This window comes from Stenotrophomonas maltophilia group sp. P373, assembly GCF_053295075.1.
Genome location: NZ_CM129994.1, coordinates 1,876,728 through 1,902,702 on the forward strand (window position 1 = coordinate 1,876,728; position 25,975 = coordinate 1,902,702).

The 25,975-nt window shown below is 66.1% G+C and carries 30 protein-coding genes and 1 tRNA gene; 10 read left to right on the forward strand and 21 right to left on the reverse strand.

All coding sequences use genetic code 11. The annotated features are described in order from the left end of the window. The first annotated feature begins 8 nt into the window (after positions 1-8). Positions 9-986 (forward strand): ABC transporter substrate-binding protein, encoded by a 978-nt coding sequence (locus ACSYHF_RS08695; RefSeq protein WP_447576278.1) that lies wholly within the window; start codon positions 9-11, stop codon positions 984-986. A 59-nt stretch (positions 987-1,045) separates the two neighbouring features. Here the strand turns inward: ACSYHF_RS08695 and ACSYHF_RS08700 are convergent, their stop codons facing one another. Beyond that, complete coding sequence (locus tag ACSYHF_RS08700) at positions 1,046-4,165, reverse strand: discoidin domain-containing protein (protein ID WP_338167931.1); 3,120 nt, start codon at positions 4,163-4,165, stop codon at positions 1,046-1,048. Positions 4,166-4,680: 515 nt separating this feature from the next. On the opposite strand from ACSYHF_RS08700, the gene ACSYHF_RS08705 reads away from it, so the two are divergent. Beyond that, positions 4,681-5,178 carry a helix-turn-helix transcriptional regulator gene (locus ACSYHF_RS08705; protein ID WP_197599240.1) on the forward strand — a complete coding sequence of 166 codons (498 nt, stop codon included), beginning with the start codon at positions 4,681-4,683 and terminating at the stop codon, positions 5,176-5,178. Positions 5,179-5,205: 27 nt separating this feature from the next. On the opposite strand, the gene ACSYHF_RS08710 is transcribed toward ACSYHF_RS08705, so the two are convergent. Then, positions 5,206-6,282, reverse strand: coding sequence for an MBL fold metallo-hydrolase (locus ACSYHF_RS08710; RefSeq protein ID WP_197599241.1), 1,077 nt, complete (start codon positions 6,280-6,282; stop codon positions 5,206-5,208). Between the two features lie 104 nt (positions 6,283-6,386). Between ACSYHF_RS08710 and ACSYHF_RS08715 the strand changes: the two genes are divergently transcribed. Then, complete coding sequence (locus ACSYHF_RS08715; RefSeq protein ID WP_005416287.1) at positions 6,387-6,998, forward strand: TetR/AcrR family transcriptional regulator; 612 nt, start codon at positions 6,387-6,389, stop codon at positions 6,996-6,998. Here the strand turns inward: ACSYHF_RS08715 and ACSYHF_RS08720 are convergent. Together ACSYHF_RS08720 and ACSYHF_RS08725 are read right to left on the reverse strand one after the other, a co-directional pair. After that, positions 6,995-8,941 carry an EAL domain-containing protein gene (locus ACSYHF_RS08720; protein WP_447576280.1) on the reverse strand — a complete coding sequence of 649 codons (1,947 nt, stop codon included), beginning with the start codon at positions 8,939-8,941 and terminating at the stop codon, positions 6,995-6,997. The two genes, ACSYHF_RS08715 and ACSYHF_RS08720, sit on opposite strands and share 4 nt — an antisense overlap. A gap of 96 nt (positions 8,942-9,037) precedes the next feature. Further along, complete coding sequence (locus ACSYHF_RS08725) at positions 9,038-9,754, reverse strand: SDR family NAD(P)-dependent oxidoreductase (RefSeq protein ID WP_095377703.1); 717 nt, start codon at positions 9,752-9,754, stop codon at positions 9,038-9,040. A 278-nt stretch (positions 9,755-10,032) separates the two neighbouring features. On the opposite strand from ACSYHF_RS08725, the gene ACSYHF_RS08730 reads away from it, so the two are divergent. Continuing rightward, positions 10,033-10,836 (forward strand): APH(3')-II family aminoglycoside O-phosphotransferase, encoded by an 804-nt coding sequence (locus tag ACSYHF_RS08730; protein WP_447576282.1) that lies wholly within the window; start codon positions 10,033-10,035, stop codon positions 10,834-10,836. On the opposite strand, the gene ACSYHF_RS08735 is transcribed toward ACSYHF_RS08730, so the two are convergent. Further along, a complete protein-coding gene (locus ACSYHF_RS08735) occupies positions 10,809-11,234 on the reverse strand; it encodes a DoxX family protein (protein ID WP_005416291.1) in 426 nt (141 codons plus the stop codon). The genes ACSYHF_RS08730 and ACSYHF_RS08735 overlap by 28 nt on opposite strands. A 145-nt stretch (positions 11,235-11,379) precedes the next feature. On the opposite strand from ACSYHF_RS08735, the gene ACSYHF_RS08740 reads away from it, so the two are divergent. The 3 genes from ACSYHF_RS08740 (at position 11,380) to ACSYHF_RS08750 (ending at position 14,105) form a co-directional block, all read left to right on the forward strand. Further along, the gene (locus ACSYHF_RS08740; protein WP_188238447.1) at positions 11,380-11,970 is read left to right on the forward strand and encodes a TetR/AcrR family transcriptional regulator; all 591 of its coding nucleotides are present in this window, start codon (positions 11,380-11,382) and stop codon (positions 11,968-11,970) included. Next, positions 11,967-13,001 carry a heparan-alpha-glucosaminide N-acetyltransferase domain-containing protein gene (locus tag ACSYHF_RS08745; protein WP_447576284.1) on the forward strand — a complete coding sequence of 345 codons (1,035 nt, stop codon included), beginning with the start codon at positions 11,967-11,969 and terminating at the stop codon, positions 12,999-13,001. Before ACSYHF_RS08740 ends, ACSYHF_RS08745 begins: the two co-directional genes overlap by 4 nt. 99 nt (positions 13,002-13,100) lie before the next feature. Further along, positions 13,101-14,105: an aminoglycoside phosphotransferase family protein gene (locus ACSYHF_RS08750; RefSeq protein ID WP_005416294.1), complete on the forward strand. Its 1,005-nt coding sequence runs from the start codon at positions 13,101-13,103 to the stop codon at positions 14,103-14,105. A gap of 118 nt (positions 14,106-14,223) precedes the next feature. Here the strand turns inward: ACSYHF_RS08750 and ACSYHF_RS08755 are convergent, their stop codons facing one another. From ACSYHF_RS08755 to amaB, 7 genes are all read right to left on the reverse strand, one after another. Then, positions 14,224-15,111, reverse strand: coding sequence for a DMT family transporter (locus tag ACSYHF_RS08755; RefSeq protein ID WP_447576431.1), 888 nt, complete (start codon positions 15,109-15,111; stop codon positions 14,224-14,226). 29 nt (positions 15,112-15,140) lie between these two features. Beyond that, entirely contained in the window at positions 15,141-16,202 is a 1,062-nt protein-coding gene (gene murB / locus ACSYHF_RS08760) for a UDP-N-acetylmuramate dehydrogenase (RefSeq protein ID WP_005416296.1), read from the reverse strand. Positions 16,203-16,210: 8 nt separating this feature from the next. Further along, complete coding sequence (locus tag ACSYHF_RS08765; RefSeq protein ID WP_005416297.1) at positions 16,211-17,266, reverse strand: quinone-dependent dihydroorotate dehydrogenase; 1,056 nt, start codon at positions 17,264-17,266, stop codon at positions 16,211-16,213. 8 nt (positions 17,267-17,274) lie between these two features. Beyond that, the gene (locus ACSYHF_RS08770) at positions 17,275-18,045 is read right to left on the reverse strand and encodes a class I SAM-dependent methyltransferase (protein WP_447576287.1); all 771 of its coding nucleotides are present in this window, start codon (positions 18,043-18,045) and stop codon (positions 17,275-17,277) included. A gap of 4 nt (positions 18,046-18,049) precedes the next feature. After that, complete coding sequence (locus ACSYHF_RS08775; RefSeq protein ID WP_005413144.1) at positions 18,050-18,334, reverse strand: DUF4190 domain-containing protein; 285 nt, start codon at positions 18,332-18,334, stop codon at positions 18,050-18,052. A gap of 159 nt (positions 18,335-18,493) precedes the next feature. Then, complete coding sequence (locus ACSYHF_RS08780; RefSeq protein WP_447576289.1) at positions 18,494-19,333, reverse strand: SDR family NAD(P)-dependent oxidoreductase; 840 nt, start codon at positions 19,331-19,333, stop codon at positions 18,494-18,496. After that, a complete protein-coding gene (gene amaB, locus ACSYHF_RS08785) occupies positions 19,333-20,865 on the reverse strand; it encodes an L-piperidine-6-carboxylate dehydrogenase (RefSeq protein WP_005416301.1) in 1,533 nt (510 codons plus the stop codon). The genes ACSYHF_RS08780 and amaB overlap by 1 nt, the downstream gene beginning before the upstream one ends. 183 nt (positions 20,866-21,048) lie before the next feature. On the opposite strand from amaB, the gene ACSYHF_RS08790 reads away from it, so the two are divergent. After that, positions 21,049-21,125 (forward strand) — tRNA-Arg (locus tag ACSYHF_RS08790). Between the two features lie 92 nt (positions 21,126-21,217). Here the strand turns inward: ACSYHF_RS08790 and ACSYHF_RS08795 are convergent. The 4 genes from ACSYHF_RS08795 to ACSYHF_RS08810 all read right to left on the reverse strand — a co-directional run bounded on the left by ACSYHF_RS08795 (position 21,218) and on the right by ACSYHF_RS08810 (position 22,926). Continuing rightward, positions 21,218-22,057, reverse strand: a complete 840-nt coding sequence (locus tag ACSYHF_RS08795; protein ID WP_271162865.1) for a tyrosine-type recombinase/integrase — start codon at positions 22,055-22,057, stop codon at positions 21,218-21,220. A gap of 8 nt (positions 22,058-22,065) precedes the next feature. After that, positions 22,066-22,401, reverse strand: a complete 336-nt coding sequence (locus tag ACSYHF_RS08800; RefSeq protein WP_271162866.1) for a hypothetical protein — start codon at positions 22,399-22,401, stop codon at positions 22,066-22,068. 11 nt (positions 22,402-22,412) lie between these two features. Then, the gene (locus ACSYHF_RS08805) at positions 22,413-22,574 is read right to left on the reverse strand and encodes a hypothetical protein (RefSeq protein ID WP_181357005.1); all 162 of its coding nucleotides are present in this window, start codon (positions 22,572-22,574) and stop codon (positions 22,413-22,415) included. A 217-nt stretch (positions 22,575-22,791) separates the two neighbouring features. Continuing rightward, positions 22,792-22,926, reverse strand: a complete 135-nt coding sequence (locus ACSYHF_RS08810; protein WP_271162867.1) for a hypothetical protein — start codon at positions 22,924-22,926, stop codon at positions 22,792-22,794. Positions 22,927-22,987: 61 nt separating this feature from the next. Between ACSYHF_RS08810 and ACSYHF_RS08815 the strand changes: the two genes are divergently transcribed. Further along, positions 22,988-23,722, forward strand: a complete 735-nt coding sequence (locus ACSYHF_RS08815) for a hypothetical protein (protein ID WP_447576291.1) — start codon at positions 22,988-22,990, stop codon at positions 23,720-23,722. 322 nt (positions 23,723-24,044) lie between these two features. Here the strand turns inward: ACSYHF_RS08815 and ACSYHF_RS08820 are convergent, their stop codons facing one another. Then, a complete protein-coding gene (locus tag ACSYHF_RS08820; RefSeq protein WP_181357006.1) occupies positions 24,045-24,185 on the reverse strand; it encodes a hypothetical protein in 141 nt (46 codons plus the stop codon). Positions 24,186-24,300: 115 nt separating this feature from the next. Here ACSYHF_RS08820 and ACSYHF_RS08825 point away from each other — a divergent pair, with 115 nt between their 5' ends. Beyond that, the gene (locus ACSYHF_RS08825) at positions 24,301-24,903 is read left to right on the forward strand and encodes a hypothetical protein (protein WP_134955217.1); all 603 of its coding nucleotides are present in this window, start codon (positions 24,301-24,303) and stop codon (positions 24,901-24,903) included. Positions 24,904-24,911: 8 nt separating this feature from the next. Here ACSYHF_RS08825 and ACSYHF_RS08830 read toward each other — a convergent pair whose 3' ends face one another. From ACSYHF_RS08830 to ACSYHF_RS08845, 4 genes are all read right to left on the reverse strand, one after another. Continuing rightward, positions 24,912-25,040 carry a hypothetical protein gene (locus ACSYHF_RS08830; protein WP_447576293.1) on the reverse strand — a complete coding sequence of 43 codons (129 nt, stop codon included), beginning with the start codon at positions 25,038-25,040 and terminating at the stop codon, positions 24,912-24,914. A 125-nt stretch (positions 25,041-25,165) separates the two neighbouring features. Beyond that, complete coding sequence (locus ACSYHF_RS08835) at positions 25,166-25,387, reverse strand: hypothetical protein (RefSeq protein WP_134955219.1); 222 nt, start codon at positions 25,385-25,387, stop codon at positions 25,166-25,168. After that, on the reverse strand, positions 25,384-25,674 hold the full coding sequence (locus tag ACSYHF_RS08840) for a helix-turn-helix domain-containing protein (RefSeq protein WP_134955220.1): 291 nt from the start codon (positions 25,672-25,674) through the stop codon (positions 25,384-25,386). Before ACSYHF_RS08840 ends, ACSYHF_RS08835 begins: the two co-directional genes overlap by 4 nt. After that, positions 25,674-25,847: a hypothetical protein gene (locus ACSYHF_RS08845; protein WP_181357007.1), complete on the reverse strand. Its 174-nt coding sequence runs from the start codon at positions 25,845-25,847 to the stop codon at positions 25,674-25,676. The genes ACSYHF_RS08840 and ACSYHF_RS08845 overlap by 1 nt, the downstream gene beginning before the upstream one ends. Between the last annotated feature and the right edge of the window lie 128 nt (positions 25,848-25,975).

A 25,975-nucleotide genomic window follows, 5' to 3' on the forward strand; every position in this document is an offset into this window, starting at 1 on the left:
GGAGCACCATGAGTCGTGCAGCATCGCGTCGTCCCTCGCGCAGCACCCTGTTGATCGTGGCGGTGCTGGTCATCGGCATTGCCGGTATCGTCTACTCGCGCGTGCGCCAGGCACCGGATGCAGGCACCGTGGCCGCGACCAGCCTGGCCGGCGCGAACACGGCCGTCCTGAAGGGCACCTTCGACCCGAAGGCGAAGGCGTTGATCCCCGCCGGTTATCAGTTCGTCACCCCTGGGGCGTTTACCGTGGCCACCCATCCGGGGCAGCTGCCGCTGGCCGACTACGGCGCCGACAGCAAGGACGTGGTCGGCATCGAGCCGGACATCGCGCGGCTGATCGCCGATGCGTTGGGCCTGAAGCTGGTGATCGTGCCGGTCGCGTGGGCGGACTGGCCGCTGGGGCTGGAATCGGGCAAGTACGATGCGGTGCTGTCGAACGTGACGGTGACCGAAGAGCGCAAGAAGAAGTTCGACTTCTCCAGCTACCGCTACGATCTTCTGGGCATCTATACGCGCAGCGACGGGCCCATCCAGAAGATCGAAAAGCCCGCTGATGTGGCCGGGCTGAAGGTGGTGGTGGGTGCCAGCACCAACCAGGACCAGATCCTGCGGCAGTGGGACCGGCAGAACATTGCGGCCGGGCTGAAGCCGGTGGAGTACCAGTACTTCGACGACGCCGTGGTCGGCCGCTTGGCGGTGATCACTGGCCGCGCCGATGTCTCGTTCGAGCCCAATGCCACCGGCGCCTACTCGGCGCGCGACGGCAAGGTGCGGCGCGTGGGCCTGTTCCCTGGCGGCTGGCCGAATGCCGCAGCGATCTCGGTGACCACGCGCAAGAGCAGCGGCCTGGCCGATGCGGTGACGCAGGCGTTGAACACCCAGATCGGCAGCGGCACCTATGCGCAGGCATTGGCGCGCTGGAACCTGGCCGAGGAGGCGGTGCCGCAATCGCAGACCAATCCGCCGGGGTTGCCGACGCTGCAATGACACCGGGCGTGGCCCGGCGCTACCGCTGCTTCTGTAGAGCCGAGCCATGCTCGGCTGCTCTACCAACGCGCCTCCAGCGTTCTGAATGGTCTTGCCAAGCGCACGCCCTCCGCATCGAACGCGGTAACGTCGCGCCCATCCACACGCACGGTCTTCGGCATCGTCCGCGCCGGCCACCAGACCTTCACCGCCGTCCCACTGCGCAGGCCCTTGCCCAGCGTGATCGATAGCGTGCCGTCGCGTTGCCGTGCCTGCATCTGCAACGTGCCATACGCGGTGGGCAGGCGTTCCACCGCCAATCCATCGCCCGCCACCCACGAGGGGGGCGTGCCCGGCAGCAATGACAACGCATCATCGTCTTCGCGCATCAGCATGCCGAACAGCGTGCGGCCGTACTCGGCACCAATCCAGGTATGCGGCATGTCGCCCAGGTAGCGGGGGAAACGCAGCCGCGAGTGCACGACCTCGGCGAGTACCTGCCACTGAAGCGGGCGCCGATCATGCAGCAGTCCCTGCAGCAGCTCATCAGCAACCTGCGGCTGGCCCAGGTGCACATAGCTCAGCACGTTGCGGATCTCATACGGCGTATAGGCGTACAGCGCATCGGGCTGGCTGCGCTTGCGCACATCCTCCAGATAACGCGCGAAGGTGGTCCGCAGTGCCTCGGCGGGCAGCACGCTCTGCGCACCGGTCGGGTCCAGTGCGATCGAAACGCCGGTGGGATCGCCATCGCCCAGGTCGGCCGAGGAGGGAATGAAGTCGATGCCCTTCCACGCCATCGTCGCCCGGATCGAGGCATGCAGTGCGTCGTAGAGCAGCTTGTATTGTTCGCGCGCCCAGGCTGCGGTCTCGTGGTCGCCCAGCGATTCGGCCAGCCAGGCACCGTCGTGCCAGCCCTTCAGGCCCCAATAGTCGTCCCAATAGCTGTGGGTGGGCGACGGGTAGCCCTCATGGCTGATCGACGGCGCAAGAATGCCCGCGAACCGTTCCGGCGAAGGCTGGTCAGCCTTGTAACCGGGCACCAGCGTGCGCTCGCGCAGCTCCTGCAGGAAGCGCAGCGCCGCTTTCACCTTCGGCAGATAGCCACGCACAGACTCGGGGCCGCCGTCCAGGCGCGCGACATCGGCCACCAGCGCGACGTACTGGCCCTGACTGTCGTACTCGATGTCTGATCCAAAGCCGGTGTTGACGCTACCATCGTCGTTGAGGATCGGTGAGACCAGGCCGTTGGGATGCACGCCGTGCTCGCTGTACCAGGCCAGGTAGTCGCGCGCCACGCGGGCTTCCCCCATGCGCAGCAGCACCGCCGAGGTGGCCATGCCGTCGCGGATGAAGGAACGGTTGTAGTTGCGCGGGCCGGGCTGCATGGCTGGACCGGTCTGGTTGATCAGCATGTAGGCGGCCTGCGCGCGCAGCATGTCCACCAGCGACGGATCGGGCAGGCGCAGGCCGACCTGGCCCAGCCGTGCCTGCCAGTCCGCAGACGCCTGCGTGGCCAGTGAATCAAACGCCGCATTGGCATCGTGGGGCAGCGTGGCCAGATCCAGCGCAGGCGCTTCGGGCAGCACGCCATTGGCATCGGCGGCGGCGGTGCCCAACGGGAACGCGACCACGACGGCATCACTGGTTCCCGGCGCCAACGAGACGCGGTAGTTCAATGCAGCCGAGGCAAGCCCCTGATCATCACGCACCTGTTGCGTGGAAGGCAGCTGGCCGGCAGCGAGGGTCGCGGTGATCTCCGTTGCGCCATCCTTGCCGAATGGCGCCGCACCCGACGCAGCCACCGGCGTGAGCGACTGCAGCAGCGTGCGGCCATTGACGCGCACGGATTGCCTATCGATGGCCACCTCGCGGATCGGGGACAGCCCGCCGTTCTGCCACGGCGGATTCATCTGCATCGGGCGCACCACCAGGCTGAGCGTGCCATCGATCCGGGTGCTGCCGGTGTTGTGCAGGCGATGCCGCAGGAAGGTCACCGGCTGGCCATCGCGCTCGATGGCGAATACTTCACTGCGCAGCTGCAGGCCGGGTTGCGGTGACCAGGTGGCAGAGGGCATCGGCTTCCAGCCGTCGCGCAGGGCATGCTGCATTGCCTGCCCGGCGGCACCTGCGGCACGCCCGTCAGCGCCACGCCAGATCGGCTGCACCAGTGGCGCGCCCTTGAAGGCTTCCAGGTTGCCGTACTCGTCGAAGATCGATTTCTGTCGTCCTGCATGCACACCCACGGCCGTCCAGTAGGTCTGCTGCATCTGCAGCGAGGCCGGGAACAACGCGCGCTGGGCGCCGCTGGCAACGATCTGATACTGCTTCATCGGCGTCATCACGGCTTTCGGACCGAGCAGGCGCAGGCGTGCGATCCGTGGCGCAGCGCCGTCCACGCTCAGGCGGAAAGCACGCAATGGTTGTGCTGCAGTGGCGGCCAGCCAGCTTTGCCGGTGACTGGCCGCCTGTGCATCGTGTGCGAGGTCCTGCCAACGGCCCTGTGCATCCTGCGCCTGTAGTCGGGCGGCGCCTCGTGCGCCATCGGCCCAGTCGACCACCAGGCCAGCCGTTGATTGGGCCTGCGGCAGCGTGATCTCGAACGTATGGGATCCATTTGCCCCGGCCGGCATCGCGACGGTGCCGGCGCCTTGCCAGAGCGCCGCTGCCTGCGTTGCATCGATACCGCTGATGCGTGCGCTGAGCGTGCTGTCCAGGGGCTCCATCTCGAAGATCGACACGCCCCAATCGGAAGTGCGCTGCGGGCTGGCCAGCCGCAGGTAGCGCGCCTGGCGCGGCGCGAAGTACAGCGTTTCCACATCGCCCAGCGAATCGGCCATCGTGTACGCGGTCTGCCACTGCCTGCCATCCATTGAGGTCTGCAGTGAATAGCCTTCCGGGTTGGAGACATCCCAGGTGAGGCGTGCGCCGGCCAGCAGGGTGGGCGCGCCCAGGTCGATCTGGAACCAGTGGCCCGGACTGAACGCGCCGCCGGTAACGGTCTTCGGGTTGCCGTCGATCAGGTGGCTGATCGCCATCGCCGGCACCTGCTGCGAGGAACTGCTGGCCTGCCATTGGCTGCGCGGGGGGAGGGTCTGTGCCTGTGCGCTGGAGGCCAGGGCGGCCAACAGCAGGGCAGCGGCAGGGCGCAACGGGAAAGGCGGTGTGGAGACCTTGGAGCGTTCGGCGCGCAACGTCATTACGGACAGCCTCGCTGGTTCGACCGGAATCGGGCGAGCGCTACGCTAGCAAGGGATGTAAACGGTTACATGACGCACTGCAGCGCCGCTGGACGCTGGCGCTGCCATCACGGGAGGGCTGACGGATATGTGGCTCTGGACGTGTAGCGCGGATTGGCTAGGGTCACGTCGAAAGTCATTTCAAGCGGGTTGTCATTTGACAACCAATGTGAGCCGTGTGCAGACTATGGAGAACAAGGAATGTCTCGAGCGCGTCATCCACACAAGGACATCGAAGCGGCGTTGCAGTTCGCGGAGATCGTGGGTGGAGGCTCCGTATGGCGGGCGGCCATGCGTGGGGCCGGATGTATTGCCCTTACAACGACACCGATTGCCGATGCGGGGAGTTCTGCATCGTGAGCATCTGGAGCACACCGCGTAGCGGCAGCCATCATGCAAGGGCCTTGCGGCGTGTGGTCGAGAACTGCAGTCGTGAGCAATGAGATCTCGCTTCGTGAGAAGCGAAGGGGGCAATCATGGAATTCAACTTCACCCTGAAGTACCGCTTGCCGGACACAGGTATTGAAATCGGTGTCCTCGAGCAGCGCCTGGCCGAAGGCGGCTGTGACGACGCGCTTGTGGGCCTTGGGCTGCCGGGACGGCTGGCCTTCGCGTTCTGCCGCGAAGCAGATAGCGCAGGGGCTGCCCTGCGTTCGGCGCTGGACGATGTGCAGCGGGCCGTGCCCGGTGCCGAACTGGTTGAAGTGAGCCCCGATCTGGTTGGGCTCACTGACGTCGCAGACCTGCTCGGAATGTCGCGCCAGAACATGCGGAAGCTCATGCTGGCCAACCCGCAGTCGTTTCCGTCCCCCGTGCATGACGGCTCGACCTCGATCTGGCATCTCGTCGACATTCTCGGTTGGCTGCGAGCGCGCGGCAGCGGGAAAGTCACGACGGAAATGACCGAGCTCGCCGCCGCTGCGCTACAGATCAATCTTGCCCGGGAAGGGCGCAGGCTTCACCCGAAGACGTAGCGGCGGCCAGAATCGGAGCCGACCGCATTACAGCTCCACCGTCTCCCACCAGCGCGTACCCGCCTGCGGCGCCTGCATGTCCAGTGCTTCGCCCATCATCGGCGTAGCCACTGGAACACTGTTTGCAGCGGCCAGCGCGGTGATGCGCTCGAACGGCTGCTGCCATGCGTGCAGGGCCAGGTCGAAGGTGCCGTTGTGGATCGGCAGCAGCCACTTGCCGCGCAGGTCCAGGTGCGCCTGCAGGGTCTGTTCCGGCTGCATGTGCACGAATGCCCAGCGTCGATCATAGGCGCCGGTCTCGATCATGGTCAGGTCGAACGGACCGTATTTCTCGCCGATGGCCTTGAAGCCGTCGAAGTAGCCGGTGTCGCCGCTGAAGAAAATGCGGAAGTCACCGTCCTGGATCACCCATGAAGCCCACAGGCTGCGGTCGCTGTCACCCAGCCCGCGGCCGGAGAAGTGCTGGCCCGGGGTCGCGGTCAGGCGCAGGCCGTTGGCTTCGGTGGATTGCCACCAGTCCAGCTGCTCGACTTTGCGCGCATCCACCCCCCACGCGATCAGCTGGTCGCCGACGCCGAGCGGTGCAATGAAGCGCGCGGTCTTGCCGGCCAGCTGCATGACCGCGGCATGGTCCAGGTGGTCATAGTGGTTGTGCGAGAGGATCACACCGGCGATCGGCGGCAGCGCGTCGATGCTGATCGGCGGTGCATGGAAGCGTGCGGGCCCCATCCACTGCACCGGCGAGGCGCGCTCGGAAAACACCGGATCGGTCAGCCAGTACTGGCCACGCAGCTTCAGCAGGATCGTGGAGTGCCCCAGCCGGAACAGGCTGCGATCCGGTGCGGCGTCCAGCGTGGCGCGGTCCAGCGGCTTCACCGGAATCGGGTTCGCGGGCACGGTGCCCTTGGGCTTGTTGAACAGGAACGTCCACCAGATCTCCGCGCCGTCGCGCAGGCCCATCGCCGGACGGGGCAGGGCATTGCGGAACTTGCCATCACGGTACTGCGGCGAATCGGGGAAGTCGGGAAGGGACCAGGATTTGCAGAAGGTGTAGGCGGTCACGGCGAGGATTCCGAGCAGGAGGACAAGGAGCAGGCGCTTCATGGGTGACGTCCGCTGGGTACACTGCACAGTGTAGTTTCGTGTTTTTCAAAAGTACACTGTCGAGTGTAAAATGGAGGCATCCGTTCAGTTATCCGGTTCCCGCCATGTCCCGTCCCCCGCAACGCCTGACCGACCGCAAACGTGACGCCATCGTGCGCGCGGCGGTGGAGGAGTTCCGTGCATCGGGCTACGAGGCGACCAGCATGGACCGCATCGCCGAGGCGGCGGGGGTCTCCAAGCGCACCGTCTACAACCATTTCCCGAGCAAGGAAGCGCTGTTCTCGATGATCCTGGAGGAGCTGTGGGAGCGCAGCGTGGCCAGCGACGCACTGCCATACCGCGCCGACCAGCCGCTGCAGACGCAGTTGCTGCAGTTGCTGGGCCAGAAGCTGGACCTGCTCAGCGATGGGAATTTCATCGATCTGGCGCGGGTCGCGATGGCCGAGATCATCCATTCACCGGAGCGCGCGCAGGCCATCGTCTGCCGCATGGGCGAGAAGGAAAGTGGCGAGAGTGCCTGGATCCGCGCAGCAATTGCCGATGGCCGTCTGCGCGAGGTGGATCCGGACTTTGCCGGCCACCAGTTGCACGGGCTGGTGAAGAGCTTCGCGTTCTGGCCGCAGGTCACGATGGGGCAGCCACCGTTGACCGCGCAGGAACGTGCGCGCGTGGCCGAATCGGCGGTGGCGATGTTCCTGGGGTTCTACGCGGTCTAGCTGGCTGCGAAGCGACGGAACTCGTCGGCCGGCAGTGCCGCCGAGTACAGGTAGCCCTGGCCGACATCCACCCCGAGTGCGCGCAGCTTCTGTTCCTGAGCGAGGGTCTCGGTACCCTCGGCCACCACGATCGCGCCGCAGCGGTGCGCGACCTCGACGATGAAGCGCACGATCGACTGTGACTTGGCGTCGGACAGCGTGGCGATCAGTGCCTGCTCGATCTTGACCTCGGCGATGGCCAGCTGCGAAAGCAGGATCAGGGTTGAATAGCCGGCGCCGAAATCATCCAGCGACAGGGTGACCCCGGCTGCCAGCAGCTGTGCGATGTTGGCATCGACCACGTCGCGCTCGACGATTTCGGTCCATTCGACGATCTCCAGGCGCAGCATCGCACCGGGGATGTCATGCAGCTGCAGCAGCTCCTGCAGGCGCAGGCCGAAGTCGGGCAGGCGCAGCGATTCGGCTGAAACATTGACTGCAATGGTCAGCGCCGCGCCGTCCCGCCGGCAGTGCTGCAGGAAGTGCACCGCCGACCGCAGCGTGGCCCATTCCAGGTCTGCCAGCCGCCCCTGCCGGCGCAGCAGCGAGATCACCCGCATCGGGGCAATCGGCCGGCCTTCGCCGTCGCGCATGCGCAGCAGTGCTTCGGCGCCGACCAGTTGGCGGTCCTGCAGACGATGCTTGGGCTGGTAGCACAGCGGCGCATTGCCCTGCTGCAGCCAGTGCTCAAGCGCAGCCTCGATCAGGGCGTCGATCTCGCTGTCGCGCTGGATCGGGTCATCGAAGAACAGCACGCCCGACTCGATCGCGCTCAGTGCCACGGTGATGGCGCGGAACGGAAGATGTCCTTCGTCGGCATCAGCAGGGGGCTTCAATTCAACCACTGCACAGCGGAACAGCGGCCGGAAGCCCGGCCAATCGCGGGCGACCCGATCGGCCAGGTTGCTGGCCAGCTCGGTGATCTGCGGTTGCGTGCGCAGTGTGGACAAGGTCAGGCCGCGCACCAGGATCGCCAGCGCGGCATCCCCGAACTGGTAGATCTCCAGCTGCGCAGCCGACAGCGAGGGCAGCAACCGATGCACCTCCTCGGTGCTGTCGCGCTGCCACAGGCCGTTGTCCTGCAACGGCCCGTAGCGCAGGCGCAGATCGCGCAGGTTGCCCATCTCGGCCACGATCAGGCAGGCCTTGCCGGTGCCGTCGTTATCCCGCCAGTACTGTTGCAGGCGTTCACCGAGCGCACGCATGTTGGGCAGCCCGCTGATCGGATCGATGCGGAGCCAGGCCTGTTCGCGCTGGCGTTGCGCATCGATCTGGGCATCGTTGTAGACCAGTGCGAACACCGCGCCGAGCACGAGCAGCGAGACCGGCAGTGCCAGCACGCGCTGGATCGCCAGCTCGGCCACCGGCAGTTGATCGGCGCCAATGATCGCCACACCCAGCGCCAAACCCAGAGCGGTTACCCCGATACGCACGCCCCAGGCCTGCAGGATCATGCGCGGCGAGAGCTCGTTGAGCATGCGCGGGTACAGGTGCCTGCGCAGCCAGACGCCGGCCACCATCTGCAACACGGCCTCAAGGCTGGCAGGCAGGAAGAACGGGATACCGGCGAACTGGTAGCGGGCCAGCAGGGCGGCGGTCAGGCAGGCCAGGCCCCCGCGCCATCCGCCCAGCAGGCCACTGACCAGCAGGATGTCGAAGCCGAGGTGCAGCTTGACCACACCCTGGGAATAACGGGCCACGAACCAGGAATTGAACAGGTAGATCAGGCCCAGCGCTACGCCGACATACAGGCGACGGCCTTCAATGGCGTGCCCGGCGCGACGGGTGGCGATCAGCAGTACGCCGATCATGCCGATCACTGCCGTGGCCTGCAGCAGATACAGCGGCAGGCTGGGCAGGGCGCTGTCCAGGACCTGGGTCGAGACCCGTGAAAGCGCATCCATAGCAGGTTCCCGCCTGTGACCGACGGCCAGTGACGAGCAGGGTAAACCACGACCGCGCGCGCGGCCACTGAGCGTGCTCTGCGGCGGCCGGCAAGGTCAGTAGCGCGGGTCGGCGATGGCGGGCAGCACCAGTTCGCGCACGAAGCCGGAGGATGACAGCTGCAACAGGGCGCTTACCATGGCCACGACATCGTGGACCGGCACCTGCTCACCGTCGCCGCGCGCTGCGGCCTCGGCCACCGGCACCGACAAGGCGTCGTCGGTGTTGAGGTAGCCCAACTGCAGGCTGGTCACCGCCAGCCGGCGATCGCGGAAGCCTTCGCGCAGCGCATCGGCGATGCCGTTGAGGGCGAACTTCGAGGCGCCGAACGCCACTTCCGGGCGGCCACTGCGAGGCAGGGCCGAGGTCGAACCGGTCAGCACCAGCTGCGGGCGCGCTGCGCCCAGTACGCGGGGCAGCAGGCGTTGCAGCAGTACAAGGGTCGCGGTGATGTTGACGTCGACCAGCGTCGTGAGTGCAGCGTCGCTTTCATCGAGGAAGGCGTACTCGCCGCTGAAGGCCTTGTCTTCCCAGATACCCAGGTTGTGGATCAGCACATCGATATCGGCCGGTGCCTGCGCTGCGATGTGGTCGGCAGCCACGGTCGGCCGGGACAGGTCTGCTTCGATCCATTGCAGGGTGACGCCGTCAGCGCAGGCGATGCCGCACGGGCGGTTGCGCGAGACACCAATCACAGTGTCACCCGTGGCACAGAGGCCTTCCACGAACGCGCGGCCCAGGCCCTTGCTGGCGCCGATGACCATCAGTTTCATGTTGCTTCCTCGTTGTACTGCGGCAGCCACGATCGGCTGCCAGAACGGTGCTCCACTTGGCGAACGCGCGCAGGCCGCCGCGTTCGGCGGTAAGGGTCGAGGCCGTGTCGTCGAACTGGCACCGGTACCGTGGCAGCAGCCGTCGCTGCTGCAGGCGCTGGGACGCAGTGGCCGCCGACGGCCCGGTCAGCTCGCTTAGGCTGCCTCCCGCACGGGGGGCGATGTGCGCCAGGATGAGCGAGAATGCGCAGGGTCACCGGCAACAGGAATCTCCTGGCATGGACGAGCACAACGCCACCACTGATGGCATGCCGCTGCCGTTGGCGTGGCAGAAAGCGTTGGCCGACGCGCGCATCGAGCGGCAGTCGATGGGTGTTTCGCGGGCCGACGTTGCCCGCGTGCTGCGGCCAGGTAGACCCGACGCCTTCCTCAAGTCGGAACTGATCGATGCCTTCAGTGAGCTGGGCGATGAGATCGCGCGCCTGCGCTGGCTCCAGGCACAGGGACAACCGGCGCCAACGGTGATTGCCACGGCCGAAGAAGCGGGCCGGCACTGGTTGCTGATGAGCGCGCTGCCTGGCCGCGATCTGGCTTCGTCGGCGGAACTCGCGCCGCAGCAACGGGTGGAGATACTGGCCGAAGCGCTGCGCGGGCTGCATGCGTTGCCGGTAGCAGCCTGTCCGTTCGATCAGCGGCTGGCCTCGCGCCTGCCGGCCGCGCAGGCACGGGTCGAGGCGGGGCGCGTGGACGCCGATGACTTCGATGACGAACGCCTGGGACAGAGTCCACAGCAGGTCTTCGCCCAACTGTGCAGCACCCGTCCCGATCATGAAGATCTGGTGGTCAGTCATGGCGATGCCTGCCTTCCGAATCTGATGGTGGCCGAGGGGCGTTTCAGCGGGTTCATCGACTGTGGGCGGCTGGGCGTGGCCGACCGTTACCAGGACCTGGCGCTGGCCGCGCGCAGCCTGGTCCACAACTTCGGTGATACGCGTTGGGTCACGCCGTTGTTCCAACGCTACGGCGCTGTAGCCGACGAGCGCCGGTTGGCGTTCTACCGGCTGCTCGACGAGTTCTTCTGAGCCCGCGCGCGGCTGGCGATGGCCGCGCAGATCAGCCCACCGATCACGCTCAGGTGTTCCAGTGCGAAGAACAGGGCCAGCTGCTGTTCCGCGCCGTGCTTGGTCCAGAAGGCATGCACGATGGCGATGGTCAGCAGCATGAACACCGCCAGCGCGCCGCTGCCCAGCCAGAGCAGGCGATCAAGTAGCAGGCACAGTGAGCCACCCAGCAGCACAACGGCGCTGGCGAGATTGAACAGCACAGGCGGTTGCAGCCCGGCCGCCTGCATTTCGGCCACGCTGTTGTCCCACGCCAGCAGCTTGGCCAGACCCGATGACAGGAACACCACGGCCAGCAGCAGTCGGGCCAGAAACCACAGCACGCGGCTGTCGAGCAGGGCGGTGATCATCCGCGGCATGAAGTCTCTCCGGGTTGGGCTTGGAACGGGCCGCGCAGCATCGGGCCTCAACCGCAGTTGAGGTCAAGGGCCGGCTGAACGGAACTCGCTGGTTGGCCGGGTTGCCATCTTCCAGGTGGACGAACGTTCGTTCATTATTGGCGCCATGAACCGAGCCGACCGCAACGCGCAACGCAACGCGCAGATCCTGCAGGCCGCCCTGCAGTGCTTCCTCGCCAAGGGATTCCACCAGACCAGCATGCGTGACATCGCGCAGGCGGCCGACGTCAGCCTGGGCAATCTCTACAACCACTTCCCTGGCAAGGAAGCGATCATCCTTGCAGTGGCCGTGGCCGAGAGCGAGGAATTGGCGCCGTTGCTGCAGCGGCTGGCCGTGGCCGACGGTGATCGCACGCAGGTGCTGGCGTTCCTGCAGGACTTCCACGCGCTGTGCAGCCATCCGGAATGGGCGACGCTCGCCGTCGAAGTGCTGGCCGAGAGCGCACGCAATCGGGCCGTGGCCGAGGCATTTGCGGCCAATCGCAGGCAGTTGCAGGCTGTGCTGGCCGAAGCGCTGCAGCAGGTGGCACAGCGTGAACGTCGGCGTCCCGTGCTGGCCCCGGCACTGCAGGCGCAGGTGCTGCTGGATGCCATCGAAAGCGATGCGCTGCGTCGCGGGCTGGGCGGAGCCGGTGGCACCGATGAGGCTCCGCTGGACCCTGGCCTGCTCGCGCTGCTGCTCGGTGCACGCGCATGAGCGCGGTTGAGCGGCGATTGCACGGCCTCGATCTGGCACGGTATCTGGCGCTGGCCGGCATGGTGCTGGTCAATTTCCGCCTGGCGATGGCCGTGCCGGCAGAGGGTCAGGGTTGGCTGGCCGGCTTCTTCCGTCTGCTGGAAGGCAAGGCCTCTGCGACCTTCGTCACCCTGGCCGGACTTGGCCTGGTACTGGCCACACAGCGCCTTGGCTGGATGCCGGCCGGCGCGCAGACCTGGCGGCGCGCGCTGTTCCTGCTGGTACTGGGCCTGCTCAACCTGACCCTGTTCCCGGCCGACATCCTGCACTACTACGCGGTGTATTTCGCGCTGGCGGTGCTGTGGCTGCGTGCGTCGTCACGGGTGCTGCTGGCCAGCATCGCCGGCCTGGCGGCCGGGTCGTTCTGGGCACTGCTGCACTGGAATTACAACCAGGGCTGGAACTGGCAGACGCTGGAGTATGCCGGTCTCTGGCAGTGGCCGGGTGCCGCGCGCAACCTGTTGTTCAACGGCTTCCATCCCTTGCTGCCCTGGATGTGCTTCTTCCTGCTGGGCATGCTGCTGGCGCGCCTGCCGTTGTCACAAGCGCGGGTGCAGCGTGCGTTGCTGCTGGCGGGCCTGCTGCTGATCGGCGCAGGCCAGGCCGTGCAGCAGCTTGCGCAGGGAACGCCCTGGCAGCCGTGGCTGGGAACGCAGCCGATGCCGCCGGGACCGGCCTACGTGTTGACCGGTGCGGGCGCAGCCTGCAGCGCGATTGCCGCGTGCCTCTGGATCAGCCGCCGGTATCCGGGGGATTGGCTGGAACCGCTGACTGCAGCAGGGCGAATGACCCTGACCCTCTACGTCGGCCACATCCTGCTGGGCATGGGTACGCTGGAATGGTTGGGGCTGCTCGATGGCAGCGCGTCGCTACCGACCGTGCTGCTGTGGGCGCTGTTGTTCCTGATGCTGGCCACGGGCGCAGCGTGGCTGTGGTCGTGGCGGTTCACGCGGGGGCCATTGGAAGCGGTGATGCGTCGCGTCGCCGGCTAGCACGTTGGTCGCGCAGGCACGATGTTGTGACGGACATGTCTGTGTCGTGGCGGGCACATCTGCGATAGTTGTCGCAGATAACACTTTCCGCTTGCATCCATGTCATCCGCTTCGGCGCAGCATCTCGGCGAAGTCCTCCAGCAATCCTATGGCATCACCGCGACCGCCGTGGTGCCACGCCCGGTTGGCGCCGATGCCAACGCCAGCGTGTATCGCATCGATGCACGGCGCGGGCAGTGGTGGTTGAAATGCCGCAGTTATCAGGTGGCCCCTGCCGTCTGGGACACCCTGCATTGGCTGCGCGGCACGCTGGGTATCGAGGAGATCGTTGCGCCCTGGCCGGCGTTGACCGGCGGGGCATCGGTGCAGCGCTGGGGCCTGCAGTTCACCCTGTTCCCGTATGTGGAAGGCCAGTCCGGTTTCGAGGCGGCATTGAGCCGCACGCAATGGCAACGGTTGGGCGAGGTGCTGCGGCGCCTGCACGAGGCGTGCCCGCCACCGGCGCTGCAGGAAGCGCTGCCAAGCATCCGGATGGAAACCGCGGCGCTTGATACCGTCGGGCAGTGGCTGGCCGGCGAAGGCCTGGCGGCTGCCAAGGATGGGCTGGGCCGTGCCTTCGTTTCCGTCTGGGACCAGCAGCACGCGCGCATCGCGGCGCTGCACGCGCAGGCACTGCAGCTGCACGCGGCGTTGCAGGATGTGCCGGTGCGGCTGCACCTGTGCCACACCGACCTTCATGCCGGCAATCTGCTGATGGGCAATGACGGCGGCCTGCACCTGATCGACTGGGATGGCCTGTCGCTGGCACCGCGCGAGCGCGACCTGATGTTCATCGGTGGCGCTGTCGGCGGGCGCTGGGGCCGCGAGAACCCGTTGGGATTCGAGGAAGGCTATGGCAGTGACCGCGGCGACCCTCGCTGGATCGCCTGGTACCGTCACTGGCGCATCCTGCAGGACCTGATCGAGTTCCAGCAGGTCCTGCTGGGCAGCGATGGAGAGGACCGGTCGCCGCAGCTGCGCCGGCAGTCGCTGCATTTCCTCAGCGAACAGTTCGCACCGGGCAATGTGTTCGACGCGGCCGAGCGGGTGTATCGCGCGCTGTAGATCCACGCCATGCGTGGATGAACCCTGCGCGCTCAGTCAACGGTGGAGGCGCGAAGAGCAGCCGAGCGTAGGCTCGGCTCTACAGAGGAGTGCAGCGTCATCCACGCGTGGCGCGGATTTACTCGGCGGGCTTCGCCGCTGATGAGGCGGCTGCGCTGGCGGCGCGGCGCGACAGCACGGCCTCGCGGTGGGCAATGTAGGCGTTGGCGGCGAGGATGATGCCGGCGCCGATGATCGTCGAGCGGTCCACGCTTTCGTTGAACAGCAGCCAGCCGAACAGCGTTACCAGCGGCAGCTGCAGGAAGCTGATCGGGGTCAGCGCCGAGACTTCACCCAGGCGCAGCGCCCGCGTCCACAACAGCTGGCCGATGGTGCCGAGCACGCCGGTGGCCAGCAGCCACAGCCAGGCCATGCCGCTCGGCCAGACCCAGACGAACAGCGCCGGAACCAGCGACAGCGGCACCCAGAACACGTAGGTGTAGAGCACCACGGTATCGGCGCTGTCGACGCGGGTGAGCTGCTTGATCTGGATCGCCACCAGCGAACTGAGCACCGCGGCGGCCACTGCGACCAGGCTGCCCGCGGTGAAGCCGGCGGTACCGGGTCGCACGATCACCAGCACACCGATGAAGCCGACCACGACCGCGGCCCAGCGGCGCACTCGCACGGTTTCACCCAGCCACAGCACGGCGGCAATCGTGACGAACAGTGGCGTGGAGTACGAAAGCGACACCGCCTGCGCCAACGGCAGGTGGCCCAGCGCCCAGAACGCGCACAGCATCGAGCCCAGGCCAATCGCACTGCGCACGAAATAGCGTGGCAGCTGCTGTGTCTTCAGCGGCGCGTGGCCGGGCCGCAGCAGCATCGGCAGCAGCGCCAGCAGGCCGAAGGCGTTGCGGAAGAACGCCACTTCCTGGGTCGGCACGTACCGGGTGGCGTAGCGGATCGCGACCGCCATCAGGCCGAATGCCATCGTGCTGCCAAGCATCAGCAGCGCCGCCCGCATCGGGGCGCTTGGGGAAAGGGCGGGGCTGTTCACCACTGTGCGCCGAGCAGGCGGGGCTCCGGTTCGATCGGCACACCGAACTTCTCCAGCACCGAGGCCGAAATGCGGCGCGCCAGCGCCAGCAGTTCAGCGCCGCTGGCATTGCCGTGGTTGACCAGCACCAGCGCGTGGCTTGGCGCCACGCCGGCATCACCTTCGCGGAAGCCCTTCCAGCCGCAGGACTCGATCATCCATGCCGCCGAGACCTTGCGCTTGTCATCCTGCTCGGCCGGGAACACCGGCAGGTCGGGGAAGTGCTGCAGCAGCACGTCGACCTGTTCCAGCGGCAGCACCGGGTTCTTGAAGAAGCTGCCGGCGTTGCCGAGTACATCCGGGTCGGGCAGCTTGCGGCGGCGGATCGCGATCACGGCATTGGCCACGTCCACTGCGCTCGGCAGCTCCACGCCCTGTGCCTGCAGTTCCTCGCGGATGCCGGCGTAGTCCATGCGCAGATCGTGCAGCAGTGGCAGCTTCAGTTCGATGGCGGTGATCAGGTAGCGATCGGGTTGCTGCTTGAACACGCTGTCGCGGTAGGCGAAGCCACACTGTTCGTTGTCCAGCCGCACCCAGGCCTGTTCCTGGCAGTCCCAGGCTTCAACGGCCTGGATGAATTCGCCGACCTGCGCGCCGTAGGCACCGATGTTCTGGATTGGCGCGGCGCCGGCGGTGCCGGGAATCAACGCCAGATTCTCCAGGCCAGACAGGCCTTCCTGCAGCGACCACATCACCAGGCCATGCCATGGCACGCCGGCACCGGCACGGATCACCGCATGGTCGGCGCGGTGTTCAAGGAAACTGATGTCACGGTTGCCGAACACCAGCACGGTGCCGGGCAGGTCCTCGGCGATCAGAACGTTGCTGCCGCTGCCCAGCACCAGCAGCGGGCCGCTGGCCACCTCAGGCAATGCCAGCACGTCCGGCAGCAGCGCGGCATCGTGCAGTTCCAGCAGCTGCGCGGCGCTGGCCTGCACATGGAAGGTATTCAGCGCCTGCAGCGGCGCATTGCGGGTGAGCGTCCAGCGCAGCGGGGCGTTGCCGTCGATGGTATCCATGGGCGCGCTCACAGTGGGGCCACCGCGCCGCGGCTCGGCGCTTCACGGCGGCGACGGATCGCCTCCACGCATTCGGAAACCAGCGCCGGTCCACGGAAGATCAGGCCGCTGTAGCACTGCACCAGTGCGGCACCGGCCGCCATCTTGGCTACCGCATCGGCGCCGGACAGGATGCCGCCGACGCCGACCAGCGGCACCGATTCGGGCAGGCGCGCGCGCAGGCGGCGCAGCACCAGCGTGGACTGTTCCAGCACCGGTGCACCGGACAGGCCGCCAGCCTCATTGGCCAGCGGATCGCCGGCCACCCTGCTGTGGTCGATGGTGGTGTTGGTGGCGATCACGCCGTCCACCTGCAGTTCGCCCAGCACGCGGGCGGCGGCGTCGATGTCGCGTTCGCTGAGGTCCGGCGCCACCTTCACCAGCATCGGCACGCGTCGGCCGTGGCGGGCAGCAAGGTCTTCCTGGCGGTCGCGCAGCTGGCTGACCAGCTGGCGCAGCGCGGTCTCTTCCTGCAGCTCACGCAGGCCGGCGGTGTTGGGCGAGGAGATGTTGACGGTGATGTAATCGGCCAGCGGGTAGACCTTGTCCAGGCAGGCGATGTAATCGTCCACGGCCTGTTCGTTGGGGGTGTCCTTGTTCTTGCCGATGTTGATGCCGAGCAGGCCGCGGCGGTTGCGCGCGCGCTCGACGTTGCGCACCAGCGCGTCCACGCCCGCATTGTTGAAGCCCATGCGGTTGATGATCGCGTTGTGTTCCGGCAGGCGGAACAGGCGCGGTTGCGGATTGCCGGCCTGCGGGCGCGGGGTGATGGTGCCGATTTCGACGAAGCCGAAGCCGAGCGCGAACAGTGCATCGATGTGCTCGCCGTTCTTGTCCAGGCCGGCGGCCAGGCCGACCGGATTGGGGAAGGTCAGCCCGAACACCGTGCTGGGCATCGGCGCGATGCGTGCGGCCAGCAGCGGCGTGGTGCCGGTGCGATAGGCCAGGTCCAGTGCGGACAGGCCGAGGCCGTGGGCGCGCTCGGCGTCGAGCGAGAACAGGAAGGGGCGGGCAAGCGAATACATGCGTCGGTTCAGTCCAGCGTGCCGAGGAAGGCTCGGGTTCGATATTCAAAAGCGACCTGGCCGTCCACCGCATGGGCGGCGAACAGGTCCTGCAGAGCGTCGATCATCGCCGCGTGGCGGGGATGACCGGATTGGGGTGCGTAGGAGGAGGACAGCAGGCGCCCGCGCAGGGCGTCGAAGTCCAGATGCTGCACGTTTGGCAGCTCTACCCTGCCGCGCAGGCCGGTGCCGAACCAGGCCTGCATGGTGGCATCGTCCTGGTAGCGCTCGGCCACAGCGGTGTAGTCGGTGCCATAGTCCAGCAGCAACTGTTCGTAGCCGATCAGGAACGGGCTGGCATCGAGCAGGCGCGAGTTCCAGTAGATCAGTGCCTGGCCACCGGAGCGCAGGATGCGCTGCCACTCGGCGCGCACCGCCACGGTGTCGAACCAGTGAAAGGCCTGCGCGACGCTGACCAGATCGATGCTGGCATCGTCCAGTGTGGTGGCCTCGGCGCGGCCGTCCACCGCACGGAACTGCGGGTACTGCGGTGCCAGCCATTCCTCGGCCGCGCCCCGCATGGCGGCGTTGGGTTCAACCGCGGCTACCGGATGGCCGCTGGCCAGGAACAGGCGACTGGAAATACCGGTGCCGGCGCCGATGTCGGCGACCACGGCCTCGCGGCTGACGCCCATCGGGCCATGCAGCCACTCCAACAGGGCGGGCGGATAATCGGGCCGGTAGCGGACGTAGTCGGCGACGCGGCTGCTGAAGCGTTCAGTGCTGTCGGAGGCGGTCATGGCGTCAGTTCGACACCGCCGCCAGCCATGCCAGGCCGCCGAAGAACAGGATGAAGACCAGGATGGCGGCAAGCACGGCGCCGACCATGACCCAGCCCAGCACCAGGCCGGTAACGGCCAGGCCGTCGCCTTCCAGTTCATGCGGGCGGCGGCGGATCTCGGCGCGGGCCATGTGGCCGGTGATGATGGCGACGATGCTGGCCACGAAGGGCAGGACGGTCCAGCTGGCGATGCCCATGACCAGGCTGACCACGGCCAGGGCGCTTGTCTGTCGGGGTGCCACGCTCATCGGGTCCTCCTTGGCAGTGTGCACATGATAGTGCCTCTGCCCGGGCAATCCCATGCCCAGCGGTTGCGGACGCGCCCACCAGGGTTGGCCGCTACGGTAGCCGTCGACCTTGATCGACGAACGGCATGCCAGCCAAGGTTGGCAGCTACCCGGTGCCTATCAGCCCATCAACACCTGGCCGCCATCCACGTTGAGCACGCTGCCGGTAATCCAGCGCGCCAGTGGCGAGCACAGGAACAGGGCGGCGTCGGCGATCTCACGCGGGTGGCCAAAGCGACCGAACGGGATCTTCGCCAGGGTGCCGTGGTACAGCGCTGGATCCTCGACGCGGCGACGGTCCCAGAGCCCGTCATCGAACTCGATCGAGCCCGGTGCGATGGCGTTGACCCGGATCCGGTCCTTGGCCAGCGCCAGCGCCTGCGAGGTGGTGTAGTGCGAAAGCGCGGCCTTGGCAGCGGCGTAGGGCGCGCCACCGGGGCGCGGCTGCTGCGCGGCAATCGACGACAGATTGAGGATGCAGGCATCGCTGGATGCGCGCAGCCAGGGCAGGGCCAGGCGTGAGGCACGCACCGCCGCCATCAGGTCGATCTGCAGGCTCGCGGCCCAGCCCTCTTCATTGTCGGCCATGCCGTAGCCGGTGGCATTGTTGACCAGCACATCGATGCCGCCGAGGGCATCGGCGGCGGCCTGCAGCCAGGCCTGGATCTGGCCGGGATCGGCCAGATCGGTGGAAAACGCATGCAATGGCGTGCCCTGCGCCTGTGCATCGGTGCGCAGGGCCTCCAGTCCGGCCTGGCCGCGCGCGCAGACCGAGACCTGCGCGCCGGCACCAGCAAAGGCCAGTGCCATTTCACGACCAATGCCCTTGCTGCCGCCGGCAATGAGCACGCGGCGGCCGCTGAAATCGAGGATCGGAGCCCCTGCGGGGATCCGACCCTGGGCATGGCTCAGATCCCCGGAGGGGCTCTGACCCACAGACGTGTCTGCGTCGCTTGCCATCACAGGTCGAACTTGATGCCCTGCGCCAGCGGCAGCGAATCCGAATAGTTGATGGTGTTGGTCTGGCGGCGCATGTAGACCTTCCAGGCATCCGAACCGGACTCGCGACCACCGCCGGTGTCCTTCTCGCCACCGAAGGCGCCGCCGATCTCCGCACCGGACGTGCCGATGTTGATGTTGGCGATGCCGCAGTCGCTGCCGGCGGCCGACAGGAACTTCTCGGCGGTCTTCAGGTTCTGGGTGAAGATCGAGGACGACAGGCCCTGGGGCACGCCGTTCTGCATGTCGATGGCTTCGTCGAGGGTGTCGTACGGCATCACGTACAGGATCGGTGCGAAGGTCTCGTGCTGGACCACGGCGTCGCTGTTCTTCAGGCCCGTGACGATTGCAGGCAGCACGAAGTTGCCGGCGCGGTCGATGCGGGTGCCGCCGGTCTCGATGGTGCCGCCGGCCGCCTTGGCCTGGGCAATGGCATCGAGGAACTGCTGCACGGCGCCTTCGCTGTTCAGCGGGCCCATCAGGTTGGCGGCATCGGTCGGATCGCCGATCTTGCCTTCGACCTGCTTGTAGGCCTTGACCAGGGTGGCCAGCACGTCGGCGTAGATCGAGCGGTGCACGATCAGGCGGCGGGTGGTGGTGCAACGCTGGCCGGCAGTGCCGACCGCACCGAACACGATGCCCGGCACGGCCAGCTTCAGGTCGGCGGTTTCGTCCAGGATGATCGCGTTGTTGCCGCCCAGTTCCAGCAGGCAGCGGCCGAGGCGGCGTGCGACCTTCTCGTTGACAGTGCGGCCGACCTGGGTCGAGCCGGTGAAGCTGATCAGCGGCACGCGGCGGTCATCGACCATCTTTTCCGACAGCGCGGTGCCGGCATCGTTGATCAGGAAGAAGATGTCCGGGAAGCCCGCTTCGCGCAGGGCATCGTTGCAGATCTTCAGCGAGGCGATGGCGGTCAGCGGCGTCTTGTTGGACGGCTTCCAGATGCACACGTCGCCACAGATCGCCGCCAGGAACGAGTTCCAGCTCCACACCGCGACCGGGAAGTTGAAGGCCGAGATGATGCCGACCAGGCCCAGCGGGTGGTACTGCTCGTACATGCGGTGCCCGGGGCGCTCGGAATGCATGGTGTAGCCGTACAGCATGCGGCTCTGGCCCACGGCAAAATCGGCGATGTCGATCATCTCCTGCACCTCGCCATCGCCTTCCGGCTTGCTCTTGCCCATTTCCAGGGCAACCAGCGAACCCAGGGCGTCCTTGTGCCTGCGCAGCGCTTCGCCGCACAGGCGCACGGCTTCACCGCGGCGCGGCGCCGGCGTGGTACGCCAGACCTTGAAGGCTTCCTGGGCGCGGGCGACGACGGTCTCGTACTCGGCCTCAGTGGTGGCGCGGACCTGCGCGATCGGCTCGCCGGTGGTCGGGTTGACCGGGGTGATCAGCTCACCGCTGGTCGCGCTCGACCACTCCCCGTTGCCCAGGTACGTGCCAGCGTTGATCGCGTCCAGGCCAAGGGACTTGAGCAGCTCGGAAGACATGCAGACTCCTGTGTTTCGTTACGTTGTTTGGCGCCATCGCGGGCAGGTGGGGGACGCGATGAACTGAATCGCCGATGGTAGCAGAGCGCCCCGTCCGGCCATGATGCAACGCGCCAGGGGAACCGGGTGGAACATGAATGCTTGGAGGGCAGGGCACGTTGGCTGTAAACTTCCCGGCTGCATGGCCCCGTAGCTCAGCTGGATAGAGCGTCCCCCTCCTAAGGGGAAGGTCGCCCGTTCGAATCGGGCCGGGGTCACCAGAATCAACAACTTAGGCAGACTCAGTGGTGATCATTTCCCACTGTTTCCCGCATATCCACAGGATTTGGTCCCAGTGGTCCCAGCGGTCCGCCTAGTACCTGAGCTTTGCAACGGCGCCATCGTCGCCCTCATGCGTCAGGTGTGCATAGAACTTCTCGGTCGCGGCGTAATCAGCGTGCCCGGCCAGAATCTGCACCCTTCGCAATGGAACGCCGGCCATCACCATGTGGGCGCAGAAGGTGTGCCGTAGCCGGTGGAGGCTGCCGCCGACCCCCGCCCGCTTGGCATCGGATGCGAACCAGTCAGACACGGTGTCCTTGTGCACGGCCACCAGCGGATCGGGAAGGTGGCGCAGCGCCCAGCGCGCATACCGGTTGAGTGGCACCTCGCGCCATTTGCCCGACTTCGTGCGCCCCTGGCCATCTTCGTCTGGCTCGCTCTCCACCCTGAGCCTGCTCCCCGCCACCGCATCCTTGCCCAGTCCAACCAGCTCGCCGCGGCGCAGACCGGTATGGGCCATGAACAACCACAGGGGGGCCCGAGCAGGGTTCGCCCGGTACAGCTTGCGCATCGCGGCCCGGTCGTAGAACCGCACCGCCACGCTACGAACGCCTCGCGGTGCCCGGGTTTCCTCCAGCGGGTTGAAGTCCAGTTCCTTCCACTGCACGCCACGCCGGAACGCGGCCTGCAGCCTGCGCACTTCCTTCCCCACAGTCTCCGGTGACACCTTGTCCTTGGTCAGGCGGTCCGTCTTATAGGACTCCATTTCCATCGGGCGCAGCGTATCGATGGGGCGGTGGCCGAAGCGGGCCATGAACAGCCGAACCTCGCTTCTGGCCTTACCGTGCGTGGTTGGATGCTCGGCCTTGTACCCCTCCAGGTATGGTTCCAGGAAGTCGCGGACCGTGGGGAGCCGGGGAAGGATGCGCACTCCATGGGTCAGTTCCGCTTCTTTCGCTGCTCGTACGCCCTCAGCTTCGCGTGGGCTGACGCGACCAATGGCGACACGGCTTCGCTTGCCGCCTTCCCGCCAGTTGAGGTACGCGGCGCCATCGCGCCAGAAGACTGTGACCTTGACCATTGCTTGGAGCCGTAGATTGCAGAGTAGAGGGCAGCCTTCTCGTAGAGCTTCTTGCCCATGAAATTTCGAGGTTCGATGCCGTGGTCGGCGATGTTCGAATCGAACTGGCTTCGTGACACGCCGCAGTAGTGCACGGCCTCGTCCACGGTCAGCCAGTCCTTTTCGACGATGTCCAGCTTTTCAGCAGCTCCCATCGTGTCCTCCTTCAGTTCGTGGCCAGCGCAGCGCGTAGCTGCTCGGTGGCCTGGGGTGCTGCATCGCGCAGGCGGATCACTTCATTGGCCGCGACCACCAGCTGCTCGCGCAGCACGTCCTTGGCCGGCTGCTTCATGCGGCGCGGTTCACGGAGGAAGAGCTGGGCGGTCATCTTCCTGGCTCCTTCCAGCGCTTGACCGTCTTGCAGTAGGCGATGACCTTCCGGCAATCCGCACAGTCGATCGTCTGGCCAGCTTCGGCGAAGAATACGTCCGGTTCGTCGGCGCAGGTGTCCATGTGGTTGCAGTCCCAAGCGACACCGCACAACGTGTATTCCTCGCTCGCAGGGTTTCCTGCATGGCGAGTGGCTCCTTCAGCCATGAGCGAACCTACGCCAGCACCAGCGCAGCCCTGCGAGCGGCGCGGCACGCGCGGCTGATCGCGCACAGAGTGGCGATGCAGGCCAGGAACCCGGCCAGGGTGAGCACGTGGACCATTGCAGCGGCGAGCAACTGGCTAGCCACAAATGCTCCATGCGCGTCGGAGGCGTGGCAGAATCCCGGCCAGTCCAGAGGGGGGTGCGGAATGGAATGGTGGAACGGATTCAGCCCTTGCACACAGCTTGGTGTCGAAGATTGCGTGGTTTGGTGGGACGCATGGGCGGTCATCGCCGCTCTGCTCGCTGTGTGCGTAGGAGCTCTTGCGCTCTACGTAGCTTGGCTGACGTTGATTGTTGGTACTGGCTCGACAATTGCGGTCTGGCACCTTGGACGCGTGGCGAATGAAGCAAACGTGCATTCTGCCAAAATTGCGGAGAGCGAAGCTAAAGCAAGGGCGGACCATGTTTGCGATGAGAAATTGCTCATCCTTACGTTGATCAATCTTGAGATGAGCGAAGCTGCGACGGATGTGCGCTGGGCAGTTGAGTACGTATTTGTCGACGGGTCGCCGTTCGTGTCTGGAAGCCTTACAGGCGCGTTTTCCGAGCTCAGTCGCATTTTTGCTAGGAATGACTATTCTGTTGCGCAACAGCTTGTTGCAAGGCTTCACTTTTTGGGCCGTCAGCTTGCGGGTCGGGTTGCGCGAATCCTCAGCGTGAGAACTCGAATTGTTGCTTCGCTGCAAGCGGGAGAAAGCGCCGGCACAGAAGAAGAGCAGATGGCACAATGGGAGTACGTAAGAATTCTCATTGATGCGCACCTTGAAGATCTCAATGTTGTCGAGAAGGCTTGCGTTGAGGCGATCGATGAGATGGGGATCTCTAATTCCAAGGCGCGCAATGCCGTGGACGAGTGGACGGAGAAGTATCGGAGCGATTGATTGATCGCGATTGGCTGCGCGCCGGCCAGCCTTGACTAGTTTGGCGGGTCCAGCGGATAGGTATTTGCCCATCCGAGCTGGGGCCCCGCTGGTGAGTGGATTGAGCGATATGTCGACGGCAATGGAGGCGAAGAAGTCGTGGTCGGTCATTCGGCACCGCCTTTGACGCACGCCAGTTCGGCAGGCAGCTCGGCCATGTCGACCTGCAGCTACTCGATGCGTTCGTTGGCCTGGGCCAGCCACTGCCGATAGGCGCCCTTCGTCGGCTGCCGCATTCGGGCGGGAATGCCCGGATCCGGCGCTGGTATCAGCACCAGGCCGCTCACTCCCGGGCCTCGCGCCGGGCTTCGGCCAGGATCTCGCGCAGGTCGTGCTGCACCTTGCGATCCTCGCCGCGGGCGACGACGACCGCCAGAGCGCGCTCCAGCGCGTAGACCCGGTCGTTCGGATGGATGTAGGTCATGGCAGAATCGGCTCCAACATGGACAGGGGGAACGGCTATGGCGATATGTCCGCTCGCAGTAGATTGGGGGGACGTCGCGGACTGGGCGGCGGTTGTAGTAGGAGCCGGGGCCGCCGTGGGCACGATTTGGGTGGCATCTATGGCGAATCGGACTTCGAAGCGCGCTGCAGAGACCGCTGAGGACGCCAAAGGAATTGCTAAGCAACAGAGTGACCAAGTGGTCGCCCAACAGCGTGCAAACGCAGCGATACTCGGGCGACTGCTCCTTCACGAAATAGTGAGTCTTCCGGCAAGGCTCAGTGCGATTCTTGTGGGTATTCCGAAGGCTGTCCGTGTCGTGGATGGACAGGTGCTGATTGAGGACCACGGTATGCTCACCCGAGTCTTGGATGATGCGAAGTGGTCGGCTGTCCCTCAGTCCGAAAGCGTACTGGGCCGTATACACGATCTCCCGGATGCTCTTGGGCCGGATCTCGCAACTATGATTGGCAACAGCGGCACCATGAGAGATATGGCCTACCGCTTGCTGGGCCGAATCAAAGAGAGCCCGCGTCAGTACGTCGGACAGCAATACCGCTTTGCCTATGAGGGGAGTCCGGACGACTTCGAGCTCTTTGAAGAGCACTTGAAATTCTTCAAGGGGCTGAGCATTGACTATGCCGACCGATTCCGCTCGTTCGTCGGTATTGACGAAGTCGACTATTCACGCTTTCAGTGAGGCTGCAATCACGCCGCCACCCCCATCGCTCCCAGGTCGATGTCGTCGACCTTGTCCCGCAGGTAGCGGCGTGCGCGGCGCAGGCGGCCGGCGATCATCGCGCGGTCTTCATGGGCGGAGAAGGTCTCAGCGTGCATGTGCATCGCGCGGCGGTGGTCGCAGCGGTATAGGCGCCAGGTGACGGCGCTGCCGTCCAAGGTCGGGAAGCGGTCCCAGGCTAAGCCCAATGTCTCCTTGGGCGCGAGGCGGGTGATGTGGAGCCTCATACCTGTGAGCCCTTCTTCCCGTCTAGACGACCGCGGCCACCTTCAACCACCTGCCGGCGGCTAATCGTGCTCTTGTCGATGCCGCTTGTGCCCAGGATTTCGACCTTGCCGCCGGCGGCCTTGAAGCGCGCGATGTCGCTGGCCAGCTTCTGCCGGTCCTGCTCCTTCTCTCGATCGGTCGCGCCACTGAAGACTGGCTTCACGTGGATGCTGGTCATGCTGCTGCTCCTTCGTGGACCCAGCGGCGCACGGTCCCGAACGGCACACCCAGCGCGGCGCTGATCTGGTTGACGGTGTTGCCGTTGGCCCGGAGCTGTCGGTCGCGGCACTTGGTGTCGGCCGGCCAGTACCGGGCTTGAGGCTGGCGCGCTACCGGCATCCCTTGGCAGCGGGCCATGTCTTGGACGGCGTGGGGCGAGCGTTCGAGGGCAGCCGCGACGCTCATCGCATCGCGGCCCTCCATCTGGTGCAGGGCCCGCAGTTCGCTGGTGCGGCAGAACTCCATCACGCGGCCTGCGCGTATGTGTCCGGCAGCGGCTGCTGCAGGTGGCGGATCATCGCGCCGCGCATGGCATCGATCTGGATAGTGTCGTACAGCTTCGAGCCGCGCTCGGTGGACATCGGCTCGAAGCCCAGCTGGTGCAGGCCCTTGGCGTCGATCTTCAAGAGGACAATCACGTCCTCGACCTGGCCCAGCTTGATTCTGACAACCTCGCGCGGCGTGGCGGCCCTTTCAACGCCGTGGAATGCCGGATGGCCGGGGAATGTCGATCCGTGGGAGTCCGGCCCGTTACGCTCCACATGCG